Source organism: Acinetobacter sp. 25-47-122 (genome assembly GCF_056779695.1).
Genome location: NZ_JBWYIJ010000002.1, coordinates 75,481 through 91,907, shown reverse-complemented (window position 1 = coordinate 91,907; position 16,427 = coordinate 75,481). Strand labels below are relative to the sequence as shown.

Below are 16,427 nucleotides of genomic sequence, written 5' to 3'. Positions count from 1 at the left end.
ATATAAGAATCTTTCTAATTGGTTAATTTTTTTGTTAAATCATTGATAACAGCTTGCACCACTAACCAAGAAATATTTGTAGAGTCTTCATCAGGATCAAATCCCTGAATCATATGCTCATAAGGATGAATTAAGTTTCTAAATTCTCTTAAAGAGTGTGAATACTTTTTCACATCTACACCAATCCAACCTAACTGATGAGCTACATCAATCATTTCACCTAATTTCCAATCAGCAAAATTTTTTGTTTTTTGATTTTTATCCCTAGGTGCACTTGGAGCCTGATTCGCCTCTCTCATATTTTGTTGAAAAACACCCAATAACAACCCCTCTAAGACACTACCCATTAATATCATTGAAGCTAAATATGCTTTCGAATCTAGACACTTTTGTATTTCCACCCACCTATTCTGTAAAATTTCACCCACCCTCATCTCTAGACCTAGAATTAAGAAATTAGGTGGTGGATAAGACTTAAGTTCTGATTCTAATTCGCAAATATTTGAATAATCTATTTCAATTTTTCTAAATTTTGGATCTATACGATCCAAGTACATTTCAAAACCCTCTATATAGAGAATCTTATTCAAAATTTTTAAAGCTTTATTTATTTTCTCTTTATCACCTGCATATTCTTTCGGTGACACTAATCTTTTAAGAATATTCGCTAGTTGTTCTTTATTAGCTTCATTTAATTTTTCTAAAACCCACTTTGATCTTGTTGAACCATCATGAGTAAACGGTAGTCCTGCATTTCTAAAAAATTGTGTTAATTGTGAACCGCTTCTATACTCAGGATGATTTTCAGGATCATTCCCACAAATAAATTCTGATATTTGTTCTAAAGTTTTTTGATCCATATTCGATACTTTCCTTTATTTATAATTCTTACTTTTATAAAAAAGGACGCCTCAGCGTCCTTTTTTTGAATGTATTATTATTCTTCTGATGGCTGATCAAGCTCAGAAGTTTCAGCTGGTTCAGTATTCAAAATTTCTGAATCATCTAAAATTTCTAATTCTTCATCTTCAACAGCTTCAATCGCTTCAACACCAACCAATGTCTCGTTTTCACCTAAGCGGATTAAACGTACACCTTGTGCATTACGACCTGTCTGAGCAATTTCAGATGCACGAGTACGTACTAGCGTACCACCATCAGAAATCAGCATGACTTCTTTGCTGACATCGATCGCTACAGCACCAACCAGCTCACCATTACGATCAGATGTCTTGATCGCAATGACGCCTTTACCACCACGTTTCTTCGTCGGGAAGTCATCCACTGGCGTACGCTTACCGTAACCATTTGCTGAAGCACATAGCACTTCACCTGTTGCCGGGACAACGACTAATGAAACAATACGGCTTAAGAAATTAGAATCCGTATCTTCATCTTCTGAATCTACATCATTGTCTTCAATTTCTTCCGCTTGAGCCAATCCAATGGTGACACGCATACCACGTACACCTTTCGCAGATCGACCCATTGCACGCACATCAGTTTCTGCAAATCGAATCGCTTTACCTTCATTCGAGAACAACATAATTTGTTGTTCACCGTCCGTAATCGCAACACCAATTAAACGGTCATCTCCAGCTAACTCGATTGCACGTAAACCATTTGAACGTACATTAGAGAACTGCTCAAGTTCAACTCGCTTGATCGTACCGTATTCCGTTGCCATAAAGACATAGAAGTTTTTACGTAAGTTTTCTGCAAGCTCAGCAAATTCAGCAACTACTTCATCATCAAGATCTGTAGTTGATAATTCAATACCTAGCTCTTTCAGATGCGTACGCAATTCGTCTGATAGATCGTCACCATCTGCTAGATCAGCAAATGATTTTTCTAATGCATCATAGTGTGCAGCAATGATTTCGTTTTGCTGTAATTGAACTTGATGAGATTTAACAAACTGACGGAAATCCGCTAGACGTTCTTTAAATTTCTTCGGTGCATCAATCACTGGCAGAATAGCAGTAATTGTCTCATTTTCATCTAATGGCAATAAGTTCACCATAGGACGACCTTTTGCACCACGAGAAGCTTGAGGCACTTCAAAAACTTTTAAGCGATAGACTTTGCCGACATTGGTAAAGCATAAAACTGTTGCATGGTTAGATGTAACAATCAGATGTTGAATGTAATCATCTTCTTTCATAGACGTTGCTGATTTACCACGCCCACCACGACGTTGCGCAGCATAATCAGAAAGTGGCTGTGTTTTCGCATAGCCTGATTGAGAAACCGTTAGAACAACTTGCTCTTCTGGAATTAAATCTTCACGAGAGAAATCTACACGAGATTCTACAATCGCAGTACGACGCTCATCACCATATTGCTGAAGAATAAGTGCTAGCTCTTCACGAATCACGTTCATCAACAATTCAAAATCATTAAGAATTGCTGTCAACTCTGCAATTTGTGCCAATATTTCAGAATATTCTGCATGCAGCTTATCTTGTTCTAAACCAGTTAAACGATGCAAACGTAATTCTAAAATTGCACCCACTTGAGTTGGTGAGAGACGATAAATATTGCCAGATAATCCAAACGGTTTATTAGGATCTTCGCCTTCAATTTCATCTGGGCGAACAGATACTGAACCTGCTTTTTCTAATAAAGCAACTACGCCACCTGCAGACCATTCCCCTGCTTGCAAACGTTCACGTGCTTCTTGCGGATTCGCAGAGGTTTTAATGGTTTCGATGATGGCATCAATATTTGCTAAAGCAACCGTTAAACCTTCCAAGATATGACCACGTTCACGCGCTTTACGTAATTCGAACATCGTACGACGTGTTACAACTTCTTGACGATGGCGAATGAAAGCAGCAATGATGTCTTTTAAATTCATCAGCTTTGGCTGGCCATTATCCAAGCAAACCATATTAATACTGAATGAATTTTGAAGCTGAGTATTTTGGAATAAATTATTAACAATTACTTCAGCATTTTCGCCACGCTTTAAGTCAATTGCAATACGCATCCCTTCTTTATCAGATTCGTCGCGTAACTCTGAAATACCTTCGAGCTTCTTCTCTTTCACAAGTTCAGCAATACGTTCAATCGTTTTTGCTTTGTTCACTTGATATGGAATTTCAGTGAATACAATCGTCGTACGACCTGTTTTTTGGTCTTCTTCTAAATGGTACTTACCACGAATAAATAAACGACCTTTACCAGTACGGTAAGCATCAACAATACCCGATTTACCGTAAATGATACCGCCTGTAGGAAAGTCTGGACCCGAAATATGTTCCATCAATCCTTCAATACTGATATTCGGATTATTGGCATAGGCTAAGCACGCATTGACCACTTCAGTCATATTATGCGGCGCCATATTGGTTGCCATACCTACAGCAATACCCGTGACACCATTAATGAGTAAATTTGGCACACGAGTTGGCATAACTTGTGGGATACGCTCTGAACCGTCGTAGTTATCTTCCCACTCTACTGTATCTTTTTCTAAATCAGCTAACAGTTCATGCGTTAATTTACGCATACGCACTTCGGTATAACGCATCGCTGCTGCACTGTCACCATCAACAGAGCCGAAGTTACCCTGACCATCAACCAACTGATAACGTAAACTGAAATCTTGTGCCATACGAACGATTGTTTCGTATACAGCAGAGTCACCATGAGGGTGGTATTTACCGATTACATCACCAACGACACGCGCTGATTTTTTGTAAGCTTTGTTATAATCATTTCCAAGCTCATGCATCGCATAAAGAACACGGCGATGAACTGGCTTTAAACCATCTCTAACGTCTGGTAGTGCACGAGAGACAATGACACTCATAGCATAGTCGAGATATGAGCTCTTCAGTTCATCCTCAATGGCAATCGGTCGAATTTCCGATACGCTCATGCATACTCCTTATTACAAACAGCTTGAAGAAACTGCTCGATTTATATAATCAATCTTGCAAAAAATTAGCCCAAAATCTATGGAGCTAAATTCTAAAACTCAGCCGAAAATTATAGCACAAATCCGTATTTTTGTCCCTAAATTTTATGGATGATCTGTTTAATTTTATTCATAAAAATGACTAAATTTTCAACACAAAATTCTTAAACAGTATTGCCCTAAAATGAATGATAAAAATCACTTTTTTGCTACTTATACATAAAAAAGATCCTCGTAAGGATCCTTATAAATACATGAATATTCTTCAATGATGAAGTTCGCGCTTGTCCGCTTTCATTAAACTAAAAGAAATTGCAAATAAGCTTAAAATTAACGGAAACTCATACAGCTCTTCGAGTAAGCTTTCATTACTATTTTCTGTGAGCAGGAGCATCCCTATAAAGCGATGATGCTCTATCGCATCAGAAACAACGAGCCCAATCACAGCCAAAACCAAGGCCCAAACTGGGATAATAGCTGTCTTAAACTTGTTCACAATCTCTGTGCGTAATTTTTGGTTCAATAGTGGAAAAACCACAGACCCAATCAATACAATTGAGATACCTCGAAAATAGATTTTGGGGACATCAGGGAAATAATCTCGCCCCCAACTGGTACTACGACCAAACAATAAAACCCACCAGCAAACAGCCCAAAGCCAAAACTCTTTCTTACCTTCTCTAAGCTGTAAAGGCTTTATGTAAAAATAGCTAATAACTGCAAAGGACAACAATAAAAGAGCCTGTAAATTTTCAATCAGACGCACGTCTTCCATACCAAACACATTGAAATGGACTTGATTAAATAATGGAAAAATTAAACATGAGACCGCGATTAGAACAAGCGGTAATGTTATTCGGGTGTCGACCAGCAAAACACAAACTCCCTCATTAATACATTGAAAGTATGAATGAGCTTAAAAAATGATGGCGAATCATATCACAATTACAAAAAACATATAAAACGGTAAATTCTGATCCCTTGATGAGAATAATCTATAATTTTGTTTTATGAGATTTTTTTGATGATTAAATATAAAAATGCCCTGACCAAGTAAAATGAAATGAATCATTACTCGATCAGAGCATTAGTACAGCAATGCTGAATTAGATTTTAGAAACTAATTCTGGAACCACTGTATTTAAGTCACCTACTAACCAGTAGTCAGCTACTGCATTAATTGGAGCTTCTTCATCTTTGTTGATCGCAACGATCACCTTAGAATCTTTCATACCTGCCAAGTGCTGAATCGCACCAGAGATACCTACAGCAATATAAAGGTCTGGCGCAACGATTTTACCCGTTTGACCAACTTGCATATCGTTTGGAACGAAACCAGCATCTACTGCTGCACGAGATGCACCTTGAGCTGCACCAAGCTTATCAGCTAATGGATCAAGTACTTTATGGTAGTTCTCACCAGAACCTACACCACGTCCACCAGATACAACAATGCGAGCTGCTGTTAACTCTGGACGTTCTGATTTTACGATTTCTTCAGATATGAACTTAGAAATACCCGCATCACCAGTAGAAGTTGCAGCTTCAACCGCAGCAGATCCACCTTCAGCAGCAACTGCATCAAACGCTGTACCACGAACTGTACCAACAACAACTGATTCACCAGACTCTACAGTTGCAATCGCGTTACCAGCATAGATTGGACGCTTGAAAGTTTTAGGACCATCAACTGCAATAATGTCAGTAATCATACTAACATCAAGAAGTGCTGCAGCACGTGGAAGTACGTTTTTGCCCGTCGTTGTAGACGCCGCAAGAATGTGTGAATAACCTGCACCAATTGAAGCAACAAGCTTCGCTACATTTTCAGCCAATTGGTTTGCATATGCAGCATCGTCAGCTAAAAGAACTTTGCTTACACCAGCAACTTTAGCAGCTTCATCAGCAACTGCTTGAGCGCCTGAACCAGCAACTAATACAGTGATATCACCACCGATTTTTTGAGCCGCAGCTACAACGTTTAAAGTTGCACCGTTAAGTGCTTTGTTGTCGTGCTCAGCGATTACTAAAATACTCATGATTTTTATCCTTCTGTATTAGATCACTTTCGCTTCATTTTTTAGTTTTTCAACAAGCTCATCAACAGACTTCACTTGAACACCAGCTTTACGTTCAGCAGGCGCTTCAACTTTAACAGTCTTAAGCTTAGTTGCAGGATTAACACCAAAATCTGCAGGAGATTTAGTATCAAGCGGTTTCTTACGTGCTTTCATGATATTTGGTAGAGCAGCATAACGTGGCTCATTCAAACGTAAGTCAGTCGTAATAATCGCTGGAAGTGCTAGTTCAACAGTTTGTAAACCACCGTCGATTTCACGAGTCACTTGTACTTTATCGCCTTCAACTTTAACTTCTGAAGCAAATGTACCTTGACCAGCACCAAGTAATGCACCAAGCATCTGACCAACTTGGTTAGAGTCGTCATCAATTGCTTGTTTACCAAGAAGGATAAGTTGTGGCTGTTCAGCGTCTACAACGCCTTTAAGAATCTTCGCAACTTCTAAAGCACCAAGTTGGCTATCATCAGCTTCAACTAGGATACCGCGGTCTGCACCAAGCGCCATTGCAGAACGGATTTGTTCTTGCGCTTCTTTAGGACCAATAGAAACAACAACGATTTCTGAAACAGTTCCTTTTTCTTTTAAGCGAACCGCTTCTTCCACTGCGATTTCACAGAATGGGTTAATTGACATTTTAACGTTAGTAAGGTCAACCCCACTATTGTCCGGCTTTACGCGAACTTTAACGTTGGCATCAACCACACGTTTTACAGCAACAAGAGCCTTCATGTAATCCTCGGCTGTTTTAACAGAAGTAAATATTCAGAAAAGTTATAATAACTCTTCATTTAAAATTTTTAGGTGTCCTATCTTGCAATGTGTTTGGCATTTCGGTCAAGTCACAATTCACAAAACTGCTGTAAAAAAGCGTAATTTTCGTTGAACGGAGCGTTCACGAAATTATTTTGTTAATAAATTTGTCAGCTTTTCAATATTTTTTGTAAAAAATTAAACTTTGATTTTTAATATTTTTTTAATTTATTAACTACATCAGTTGAATTGATGCTGTAGACTCTTATTTTACGTTGAAAAGCGTTGGCGTGAGTCACCAAATTTGAGGTAAAAAATGTCATAACAGACAGCAAAAATTACAATAACAGCTATCCTTTTTGAGTATAATTTAACCAAAGTTAATTCTATTTGAATAGAAAGCGCAAACATTAGTTTGCGCTTTTTTAATGTTAATTCACAATGAGCCATGTTGCTGCCAATGAAAGCATCACTCCCGAACCACCATCAATCCATTTTTGACGTTTTTCATTTATCCCTGTTTTCTGTGTCAAAAATGCAAATACAAAACTCAATGATGAATAAATAATTAAGCATAATCCAATGAAGATTAGGGATAAGACAATCCCCTGTCCCATAATCGAAGAGGTATGCTGGTTAATAAATTGAGGCAAAATCGCAAAATAAATGAGCATAGCTTTAGGATTAAGTAAGGATGTTATAAAACCGCGTCTAATCGGACTATTGACCTGACTTTGTTTAATTTCAATATTTTTGTGATTAAGCGCAGATCGAATTAAATTAAATGCCAAATAAAGCAAATAACAGATTCCTAACCATTTGATCGTTTCAAAAATAATAGGGAAAGAAATAATGATAGCCGCAATACCTACAACGACTAAAAAAGAATGGACGAAATAACCCAAACACACCCCTAAAGTCGCCATAACGCCTGCTTTCGCATTTTTACCCATTACCTGTGACAGAATAAATAACATATCCGGACCAGGCGTAAAAATAAGAGGGATAACGGTCAAAGCAAATAACCAATAGGTAGACATTTTCTTTCTTCCATCATTAATGAAAATGAAAAAAAAGTATCTTCGAATTTACATAAAATAGGATTTCAAATATTCTATTTATTCTTTAATTTTTAGAATCTAATTCTAATATATGAAAATAATATCTAAATCAATTTCAGTTAAATTAGATCGTATCGATAAAAGTATCATTCATGAACTTCAAACCAACGGTCGAATTCAAAATAATGATTTAGCCAAAGAGATTGGCTTATCACCATCCTCTTGTTTAAGACGCGTAAAAATTCTCGAAGATGCTGGAGTCATCCAGCAATACACAACCATTGTTGATCCTCAAAAAATCGGATTACAACTTATTCTATTTTCGCGTATTTGGTTGGTGGGACAAGACGCTGAAACCATCGATACTTTTATTGAGGCGATGAAAGAACTCCCTCAAGTCATGGAGTGCTATATTATTTTGGGCGAATGTGATGCGATGTTAAAAGTTGTCGTACCTGATTTGGAGAACTATCGTAAATTTCAGTCAGAACACTTAACCAAAAAAAATGGGATTACCAGTGTGAAAACGGATTTACCCAGTCAAATCATTAAACAAAGCTATCAACTGCCCCTGCAATCAATTTGACACCACAAAGCAATCGATCCGACTGACTTTTTAGATCGGACCGATTATCCATTTTGATCAAGTTAAAAAGTTAAATGTTCAATGCTTTAAGTTTTTTCAACCTCGATTTTTTCATTCAAAATTTTTTCTAAAAGTACATGCTGATCCACTGATTCACTCAATTTAGGATCACAAATTTTGAGTCTTCGTTTCAGCTCTTCCTGTAAATACAATTGATCCTCAAGTTCCAATTCAGTTTGACTAAGTTGCTGAGCAAAATGCCGAATCACACCTTCAAGTCGTTGATTTTCCTTCAATATAACGTATGCATAACCCAATACAAGCCCTTTGAAAATTTCCTGATAAGGCTTACCACGTTGAAAATTGTATGCCAATGAAGATAGTACCCGCTCACCAAAACCTAACTTACGATATGGGTCTCGTGCCACTCGATCACATGGGTCTTTATAAGCCGTCTCACAAGAGTCGATAAAACTCTTCGCCAACAATTCTAAATTTTCTTTTCGATGTGGTAGTAGATCCTTTAATCCAACTTTAACCTCATGGAGTACTGCCAACATAAATTTAGAAATTTGCTCATCAGACAGTGCAATCCCGATCGTTTCATATTGTCGAAAACTTGCAGCCCATGCTGTCATTGCATGCACACCATTCCACATGCGATTTTTGATTAACTGTATCTCTTCAATCTCTTCAACCAGAATCATTTGGCGCATTTTTTCCAATAAAGGACTATTATTTTCCACATAAAGCGGCATATCTGTTTCGGCATGAAATAAGATTAATTCTAGATTCTGTAGAATATGCGCCGATTTGAATTTTTCGTATAGATCGTCAATATACTGAGTAGCCAATTGTTCTTGTTCAGCATTTAAACGCGTCCCTTCATCCACATCCGTCACGTCTAAATCATGCTCATCCTGCACATGTCTAAAAATGTTGTATTTGATTTTTAACTGTCTAAATAATTTTTGATCTGTAATTTTCGCTACCATTCGATTGACTACTGTATCGCAAAAATAGTGCTGCGACATGATGATATTGACCGTCTTCGCATCCGTAATTTCATGCAAAGCACTACAAATCTGTTGTTCAATTAACGATTTTGCACCTACTTTGTTCAAAATAATTAAAACTGTTAGAGGATTCAACTGTTCTTCAAAATGGATATAACGCGCATACAACCCTTGAGCAATGGTTTTAGCCTCTTGCTCGATTGCCTTTTCAGGTAAACACAGTGCAATTAAACTTGATTCAATATACATGTGCTGCATCATTTCAATATTTGATGCATCTATGACGGTTATATTGTCTATTCGCTCGTCATGAGAGTGTTGCCCATAACGAATACTGTAACCACCAAAAGTATTCACACTATTTCTATAGAGTGAATTCCGCGTTGAAGCATAGATTTGTTTTGGTCGAGTATATCCATCCCAATGAGACAATACTTGGGCAATATAGCCACCACCTATTGCCCCAAAACCATGTATCCCCACGACATGCTGATTTAAAGTCTGAGGAAAAGGGTCAAATAGAGCAGGCATTTTTAATTTTGGTGTAAATTGATTCAAATCTTCCAGAAAATCATGCATGCTTTCGTAAAAGAAATTCGCTTTTTCGAGCATGGTTGAATTAGGTTCTTTGATATCTTGAAGTAATACTGTTAATCCACCCGCTTCAAACGCCGACATCACTCCATTTTCTGAGTCTTCAAACATTAAACATAAAGTTGGATCAATGTTCAGTTGCTCAGCAGCTTTTAAGAAAATTTCTGGGTGTGGTTTTCCATTATCAACCTCATCGCCGCATACGATAATGTCGAAAAACTTATATACATTGGCATTGATTAAATACTCTTCAGCTATTTCACGTCGACTCGAAGTTGCTACTGCCATTTTCAGATTGGACTTTCTTAAACGTTCAAGAACTTGCATGAGTCCAAATTTAATCGGCACTCCGTATTTTCTTACATGCTCAAGTTCTAGCTGATCTGCTCGCTTTCTAATTTCCGCATACGGCACTTCTTGACCATATTGCTGATTTACTAGTTTTTCGGCACTACGAGCACTCAGACCCAAACAAGATAATAAATAAGCGTCTGTAAATTCGACTCCAATGAGCTCTAATGATGCTTGCTTCAACGTTTGAAAACGAAGTCGCTCCGTATCAAACATTGTGCCATCCATATCAAAAATGGCGGCATGGATATTATTTTCATGAAATTTAATCATTTACCCCTCTCCAAAAAAATTCAAAATTACTAGACAAGTGTAAAGAATTTGACTGAATCGAATAGGCAGAATAAATATATGAAACAAAATTGATTGTTATTTAATCAATATTTTTATCTTTATGTATTGAGTTGTTGGAAACAGGTAAATTTAATTTTCTACAAAGTAACAGAACTAAAATTATTAGCCCTGTTTTTTAAATGTTTTTTTTCAAACTTGATTGAGCGCTGCCAAGTAATCACGATGGACGTGACTCAATTCAATAATAGGATATTGTTCTAGTTCAAAAATTTTCCAAACTTCAATAAAGTCTTCTTTCAAATCAACTCCTTGATCTGCAATAGGTCTTTCTTGCCATTGCTGATCAGAAATCCACAGATAAGTCTTAGATGCTACTGGATCAATCGCTTGGATTTTTCCTTCAGTATTAATACCCTGCACATAGGCATTGTTGGGTAGAGCAGCTTCTATCGTCGGGAGATTGATTTCCACAAAATGTTTCACCTGACGTAAACCATAGCCTGCAAAAATGTCTTTTTGTGCTGAAGAGAGTTGCTGATACTTTTGATCAATATTGTCAATCATGGCTTGACCTAATCATTCCTGCAAAATATTTTTTAATTTATATACAACTTAAATCCATCTATTAAAGTTATACCTTAAAAATAGTATTAAAAAAAATCAATTCTAAAAATTTAAGCTAAAGTTTAAGGGAAAATTATTTTTAAACGCGCAGCTTTCAAAAGCTCCATCCCAACAATACATTATTTTTCAAATAATTTTATTCGCATTAAATTAACGCATTTTATTTATATCAATGGTTATTAGCTATTTTCTGGAGCATAAAACTGTAAATTTCATTCATTTTTAGAGTGGCACATTCATTGCTTAACCAGTTTGAACTTAATCTGGGGAATGCACATGATCACATTTAAAAAAACTCTGCTTGTTGTGACGATAGCAACTTTCTTAACAGCCTGTGGTGACAATGAAAGTAGCACAAATAATTCTAACACGCCGCCTCCTGTCCCATTTAATCCTGTAGAAGCAACCATTACTGATTTGCATAACTCGATTTTAAGCAAAGGTTCATCTTGTGTTAATGTTGTGCAAAGTTATTTAAATCGTATATCAGCTTACGATCGACAAGGTCCAGAGCTCAATAGCATTATTTCTTTAAATCCAAATGCACTTAAAGAAGCAGAAATGCTCGACCAACAATTTGCAAAGAATTCAAAACTTTCAGGACCTCTTCACTGTGTCACTGTACTCGCTAAAGACAATATTGATGCTGTAGATATGGCGAACACAGCAGGTTCTGTAGCATTAAAAGATAATTTTCCAAATGATGATGCCTATATCATAAAAAATATTAAAGAAAATGGCGGAATCATTTTAGGAAAAGCCAATCTTGATGAGTTCGCTTTCGGCTTTGGTGGAAAATCAACTCTAGGTGATCAAACTAAAAATGTGTATGACTTAAGTAAAGGCCCAGGTGGTTCATCATCAGGAACTGGCGCTGCTATATCTGCAAGTTTTGCAATGGTGGGAATAGGAACTGATACGGGAGGATCAATTCGTGTGCCTTCATCAGTACAGGGTCTTGTCGGTTTACGACCATCTTTACGTCTTTTGAGTCAAGATGGAATTATTCCACTGGCACCAACTCAAGATACTGCTGGACCAATGTGTAGACAAGCTATTGACTGTGCAAAATTAATGGATGCAATGATCGGATTCGATAGCTCATTAAGTTCAAATCAACGTAGTGAATTTTCACGTACTTCTCCTCTTCTAAAATCAGAGTCTGCTTACCGCGAATTGATTAATCAACCGAATAGCTACGTTCCTCATGACACTGTAAGTCTTGTAGGAAAGCGTATTGGTATAGTACAAGCACTTTACCCTTCCGAAGGTTCAACCACTCAACAGAAAGAAGACTACAATCTCGTTAAAGAAGCAATGGATAACGCAATTACTAAACTTGAAGAGGCAGGAGCGACTGTAGAAATAGTTACAATAAGCGATCTAAATACAATTTTGACACGTTATTCGAGTCTTTCAAGTGCTGAATTTAAAATATCACTTACAGAGTATTTAAAGACCACAAGAAGTATTTACCAATCGTATGAAGATTTACTCGCTAGTGGACTAATGATCCGTAACTTCAGCGGCTATAATTCTGATCCAACAAGTGCATCATATATTGAGAATTATGAGCGCAACACCACTGAAAGAAGTCCTTTCGTGCGCTTACGCATGAATAGCGCTTTAAATAATGTTGAACTAGATGGTACTCGTAAAGGCGTACAATACGACGCTTTAGCCTACCCTTCTATTACTGGGTTTGCTGGCAATTTAGGAAGTAGCCCGACCACAGGTACCAATAATCGCCTAAGTCCGTTTAGTGGTTTTCCTGCATTATCTATGCCTGCTAAATCAGTGAACTCAAGTCGCAGTAGTTATCCTATGAATGTTAACATCGAGTTTATTGCTCGTGAATTTGATGAGCCGACTTTATTTGAAATCGCAGTCGCATTCCAAAAAGTGAATCCCGCACGTATGATACCTATACACACACCAGCACTTTAAACAGATAACTTTATCATTCAGTACAGTATTAAGTATATTCAATATACTTAATACTGAGGATTAAGATTTTTGGGCTCTAGGGTGAGCTTTATCATAGACTTGAGCCAAACGATCAAAATCTAACTGAGTATAAATTTGTGTCGTAGATAGATTACTATGACCTAGCATTTCTTGAACTGCTCGTAAATCACCACTGTTTGAGAGCAGATGACTAGCAAAACAGTGTCGCAGTAAGTGAGGATGTAAATCCACATTAACACCCGCTCTTTGTGCTTGCAATTTGACTCGATTTTCAATCTGTCGATTCGTCAATCGACTCCCTTTTTTGGTCATAAAAACTGGGGAATCCAATTCAATGTCTCCACACCAGATACGATGGACTTTGAGCCATTCAATTAAACTTGTTTTCGCTTTTAAACCAAAAGGAACAACCCGAGTTTTATTTCCCTTACCTGTAATTCGAAGTAATTGTCGTGTAAAATCGATATCTCGAATATTCAATCCTTGAACTTCAGCTAATCGTAAACCACTTGAATAAAGCAACTCTAAAATAGCTTTATCTCTTAACCACAAGAGATGATCTTGAGAGGATTCAGGTGCAGGTTGATCCAAAATTTGCTGAATCGTTTCGACATCAACCATACCCGGCAAAGGCCTTGGCTGTCTTTTTAACTTAAAATCATGAATGGGATTATTCGATAGATATTTCCCTTCCACAGCCCATTTCATGAATTGACGAATGGCTGTTAAATGACGTTGTAAGCTTGCACTATTGAGTTGATGTTGTTCAACCTTATAAGCCATATATTCTCGTAAATCAGATGCTTCAACCTGATTTAATTCAATTTTCTTTTCATAACAAAAGTCAATAAAACCAGACACATCACGGAAATACGCCTCAAGCGTATGCTCAGATTGATTTTGAATCTTTCTCTCTTTCAACCACATTGACAGCAATTGCATTGCGCCATATTGCATTTGGCTTTCTCTCTATTGAATCGATGTCTAATCATCAATACTCGTGGGCATTCCAACAAATCATAAAGTAAAAAGCCCTGAATTTCAGGGCTTTTTAGTCAGGAAATAAGTTTTATTGAAAATAACGTAGATCCAAACGACCTTCATAAACCGTTGCAGTTGGACCAGTCATCCACACCACATCTCCCTCTTTCCATTCAATCAGCAATTTACCGCCGGCAAGTTCGATTTCCACATTGCTAGACAATAAACCACGGCGCATACCTGAGACAGCAGCAGCACATGCACCTGTACCACAAGCTAATGTTTCTCCCACACCACGTTCAAAAACTCGTAATCGAGCATGTTTTTCATCAACGATCTGCATAAATCCAGCATTTACACGCTCAGGAAAACGTTCGTGAGATTCCACTTGAGGGCCTATTTTAGCAACATCAGCAGTTAACACGTCTGGCACAATGGTCACTGCATGCGGATTTCCCATATTAACCACATCAATGCTGATCGTCTCATTGTCCGCTAAAGCTAAATCATATAAAGCAGCAGGCGCTTCTGCTAGAAATGGGATTTGGTTCGGTAAGAACTTCGGATACCCCATGTTCACACGCACCCATCCATTCGCACCCAACTCAGGCTCGACGATCCCCGCCTTTGTTTGCACTTTGAATTTAGTTTTATTGGTTAAATGACGATCATGAACAAATTTGGCAAAACAACGAACGCCATTGCCGCATTGCTCAACCTCAGAACCATCCGCATTAAAAATGCGATATTTGAAATCAACGTTCGGATGATCTGGTGTTTCAACAATTAATAACTGATCAAAACCGATGCCAAAATTACGGTCAGCCAAACGGCGAATCATGACAGGATCTAAATAAGCACGTTGACTGATTAAATCAACCACCATGAAGTCATTACCCAGACCATGCATTTTAGTAAATTCTAGCAACATCTATTGTCTCCTTAAGGCAATAAGGACTCACGTTCCCACAGAGACTCAATCGTTTCACGTTGACGAATTAAGTGTGCTTGATCACCGTCAACCATCACCTCTGCTGCACGACCTCGGCTGTTGTAATTTGAACTCATCACAAAACCATAAGCACCTGCACCTAAAACGGCCAAATGATCGTTCGCTTGAATCGCAAGTTCACGCTCTTTACCAAGGAAGTCACCTGTTTCACAGATCGCACCAACCACATCCCAAACTTTTTTCTCAGTTTTCGAATTTTGATTAACCTCTTGGATATCCATCCAAGCTTCGTACAAAGAAGGACGAATCAAGTCATTCATTGCTGCATCAACAATTGCAAAATTGCGATGATTGGTAGGTTTTAAAAGATCAACTTTCGTCAGCAATACGCCAGCATTCGCCGAAATACTACGACCTGGCTCCATATACACTTTAAGACCAAGTTTTTCTAATGCAGGACGTAAAGCATTTGCATATTCTTCAACTGTCGGTGGAACTTCATCTTTATAAGTCACACCAAGACCACCACCAATATCAATATGTTTGAGGTTGATCCCTAATTTTTTCAATGCTTCAATCATGTTCATGACACGATCAAGTGCATCAACAAAAGGTTGAGTTTCAGTCAATTGTGAACCAATGTGACAATCAATTCCTACGATATCTAAGTGACTTAAACTTGCTGCATACTGATAAGTTTCATATACCGAATCAGAAGGAATACCAAATTTATTTTCTTTAAGACCAGTCGAGATATATGGATGTGTTTTGGCATCAACATCTGGATTTACCCGAAGTGAAATTGGAGCTTTTACGTTAAGTTCTGCTGCAACTTTTTGAATACGGTCAAGCTCTGCATATGATTCCACATTAAAACAAGCAATACCCACTTCTAATGCTTGACGAATGTCAGCTTCAGACTTGCCCAAACCAGAGAAGACAATTTTAGAAGCGTCACCACCTGCGCGTAAAACACGTGCTAATTCACCACCAGTCACGATATCAAAACCGCAACCAAGTTTCGCCAACACATTTAGAACAGCGATATTTGAGTTTGACTTCACTGCAAAACAAATTTGGTGATCGATAAAGTTAAAAGCACGATCCATATCCAAATAATGTTTTTCAAAAGTTGCTTTTGAATAAACATAAAGTGGTGTACCAAATTGCTGAGCAAGTTGATCCAATGAACATTGTTCTGCGTGCAAAACCCCTTGAATGCGAGGGAAACTCATGGATGTATC

General features: G+C 37.6%; 13 protein-coding genes. 2 read left to right on the top strand and 11 right to left on the bottom strand.

Annotated features, from left to right (window positions below; all coding sequences use genetic code 11):
* Window positions 1–14 precede the first annotated feature (14 nt).
* From AC1M9P_RS01965 to AC1M9P_RS01940, 6 genes are all read right to left on the bottom strand, one after another.
* Complete coding sequence (locus AC1M9P_RS01965; RefSeq protein ID WP_481586592.1) at window positions 15–860, bottom strand: hypothetical protein; 846 nt, start codon at window positions 858–860, stop codon at window positions 15–17.
* A gap of 77 nt (window positions 861–937) precedes the next feature.
* Entirely contained in the window at window positions 938–3,886 is a 2,949-nt protein-coding gene (gene gyrA, locus AC1M9P_RS01960; RefSeq protein ID WP_481586591.1) for a DNA gyrase subunit A, read from the bottom strand.
* A 304-nt stretch (window positions 3,887–4,190) separates the two neighbouring features.
* A complete protein-coding gene (locus AC1M9P_RS01955) occupies window positions 4,191–4,700 on the bottom strand; it encodes a hypothetical protein (protein ID WP_481586590.1) in 510 nt (169 codons plus the stop codon).
* Window positions 4,701–5,031: 331 nt separating this feature from the next.
* On the bottom strand, window positions 5,032–5,964 hold the full coding sequence (locus AC1M9P_RS01950) for an FAD-binding protein (RefSeq protein ID WP_035266428.1): 933 nt from the start codon (window positions 5,962–5,964) through the stop codon (window positions 5,032–5,034).
* Window positions 5,965–5,982: 18 nt separating this feature from the next.
* Window positions 5,983–6,735 (bottom strand): electron transfer flavoprotein subunit beta/FixA family protein, encoded by a 753-nt coding sequence (locus AC1M9P_RS01945; protein ID WP_035266425.1) that lies wholly within the window; start codon window positions 6,733–6,735, stop codon window positions 5,983–5,985.
* A gap of 452 nt (window positions 6,736–7,187) precedes the next feature.
* Window positions 7,188–7,796, bottom strand: a complete 609-nt coding sequence (locus AC1M9P_RS01940; protein ID WP_481586589.1) for a LysE family translocator — start codon at window positions 7,794–7,796, stop codon at window positions 7,188–7,190.
* A 112-nt stretch (window positions 7,797–7,908) separates the two neighbouring features.
* On the opposite strand from AC1M9P_RS01940, the gene AC1M9P_RS01935 reads away from it, so the two are divergent.
* A complete protein-coding gene (locus AC1M9P_RS01935; protein ID WP_092765973.1) occupies window positions 7,909–8,403 on the top strand; it encodes an Lrp/AsnC family transcriptional regulator in 495 nt (164 codons plus the stop codon).
* An 86-nt stretch (window positions 8,404–8,489) separates the two neighbouring features.
* Here AC1M9P_RS01935 and mtlD read toward each other — a convergent pair whose 3' ends face one another.
* Complete coding sequence (gene mtlD / locus AC1M9P_RS01930) at window positions 8,490–10,637, bottom strand: bifunctional mannitol-1-phosphate dehydrogenase/phosphatase (protein ID WP_481586588.1); 2,148 nt, start codon at window positions 10,635–10,637, stop codon at window positions 8,490–8,492.
* 210 nt (window positions 10,638–10,847) lie between these two features.
* Entirely contained in the window at window positions 10,848–11,222 is a 375-nt protein-coding gene (locus AC1M9P_RS01925) for a hypothetical protein (RefSeq protein WP_035267044.1), read from the bottom strand.
* Between the two features lie 336 nt (window positions 11,223–11,558).
* Between AC1M9P_RS01925 and AC1M9P_RS01920 the strand changes: the two genes are divergently transcribed.
* Window positions 11,559–13,229, top strand: a complete 1,671-nt coding sequence (locus tag AC1M9P_RS01920) for an amidase (RefSeq protein WP_481586587.1) — start codon at window positions 11,559–11,561, stop codon at window positions 13,227–13,229.
* 60 nt (window positions 13,230–13,289) lie between these two features.
* Here the strand turns inward: AC1M9P_RS01920 and AC1M9P_RS01915 are convergent, their stop codons facing one another.
* The 3 genes from AC1M9P_RS01915 to lysA all read right to left on the bottom strand — a co-directional run bounded on the left by AC1M9P_RS01915 (window position 13,290) and on the right by lysA (window position 16,418).
* The gene (locus AC1M9P_RS01915) at window positions 13,290–14,207 is read right to left on the bottom strand and encodes a tyrosine recombinase XerC (protein ID WP_035267040.1); all 918 of its coding nucleotides are present in this window, start codon (window positions 14,205–14,207) and stop codon (window positions 13,290–13,292) included.
* A 112-nt stretch (window positions 14,208–14,319) separates the two neighbouring features.
* The gene (gene dapF, locus AC1M9P_RS01910; RefSeq protein ID WP_035267038.1) at window positions 14,320–15,162 is read right to left on the bottom strand and encodes a diaminopimelate epimerase; all 843 of its coding nucleotides are present in this window, start codon (window positions 15,160–15,162) and stop codon (window positions 14,320–14,322) included.
* Between the two features lie 11 nt (window positions 15,163–15,173).
* Window positions 15,174–16,418: a diaminopimelate decarboxylase gene (gene lysA, locus AC1M9P_RS01905; protein ID WP_481586586.1), complete on the bottom strand. Its 1,245-nt coding sequence runs from the start codon at window positions 16,416–16,418 to the stop codon at window positions 15,174–15,176.
* Window positions 16,419–16,427: the final 9 nt, after the last annotated feature.

What these genes read in the sequence shown, in the direction of transcription:
- AC1M9P_RS01965 (WP_481586592.1), bottom strand. Translation starts at nt 860, where the DNA reads ATGGATCAAAAAACTTTAGAACAAATATCAGAATTTATTTGTGGGAAT.
- gyrA (WP_481586591.1), bottom strand. Translation starts at nt 3,886, where the DNA reads ATGAGCGTATCGGAAATTCGACCGATTGCCATTGAGGATGAACTGAAG.
- AC1M9P_RS01955 (WP_481586590.1), bottom strand. Translation starts at nt 4,700, where the DNA reads ATGGAAGACGTGCGTCTGATTGAAAATTTACAGGCTCTTTTATTGTTG.
- AC1M9P_RS01950 (WP_035266428.1), bottom strand. Translation starts at nt 5,964, where the DNA reads ATGAGTATTTTAGTAATCGCTGAGCACGACAACAAAGCACTTAACGGT.
- AC1M9P_RS01945 (WP_035266425.1), bottom strand. Translation starts at nt 6,735, where the DNA reads ATGAAGGCTCTTGTTGCTGTAAAACGTGTGGTTGATGCCAACGTTAAA.
- AC1M9P_RS01940 (WP_481586589.1), bottom strand. Translation starts at nt 7,796, where the DNA reads ATGTCTACCTATTGGTTATTTGCTTTGACCGTTATCCCTCTTATTTTT.
- AC1M9P_RS01935 (WP_092765973.1), top strand. Translation starts at nt 7,909, where the DNA reads ATGAAAATAATATCTAAATCAATTTCAGTTAAATTAGATCGTATCGAT.
- mtlD (WP_481586588.1), bottom strand. Translation starts at nt 10,637, where the DNA reads ATGATTAAATTTCATGAAAATAATATCCATGCCGCCATTTTTGATATG.
- AC1M9P_RS01925 (WP_035267044.1), bottom strand. Translation starts at nt 11,222, where the DNA reads ATGATTGACAATATTGATCAAAAGTATCAGCAACTCTCTTCAGCACAA.
- AC1M9P_RS01920 (WP_481586587.1), top strand. Translation starts at nt 11,559, where the DNA reads ATGATCACATTTAAAAAAACTCTGCTTGTTGTGACGATAGCAACTTTC.
- AC1M9P_RS01915 (WP_035267040.1), bottom strand. Translation starts at nt 14,207, where the DNA reads ATGCAATATGGCGCAATGCAATTGCTGTCAATGTGGTTGAAAGAGAGA.
- dapF (WP_035267038.1), bottom strand. Translation starts at nt 15,162, where the DNA reads ATGTTGCTAGAATTTACTAAAATGCATGGTCTGGGTAATGACTTCATG.
- lysA (WP_481586586.1), bottom strand. Translation starts at nt 16,418, where the DNA reads ATGAGTTTCCCTCGCATTCAAGGGGTTTTGCACGCAGAACAATGTTCA.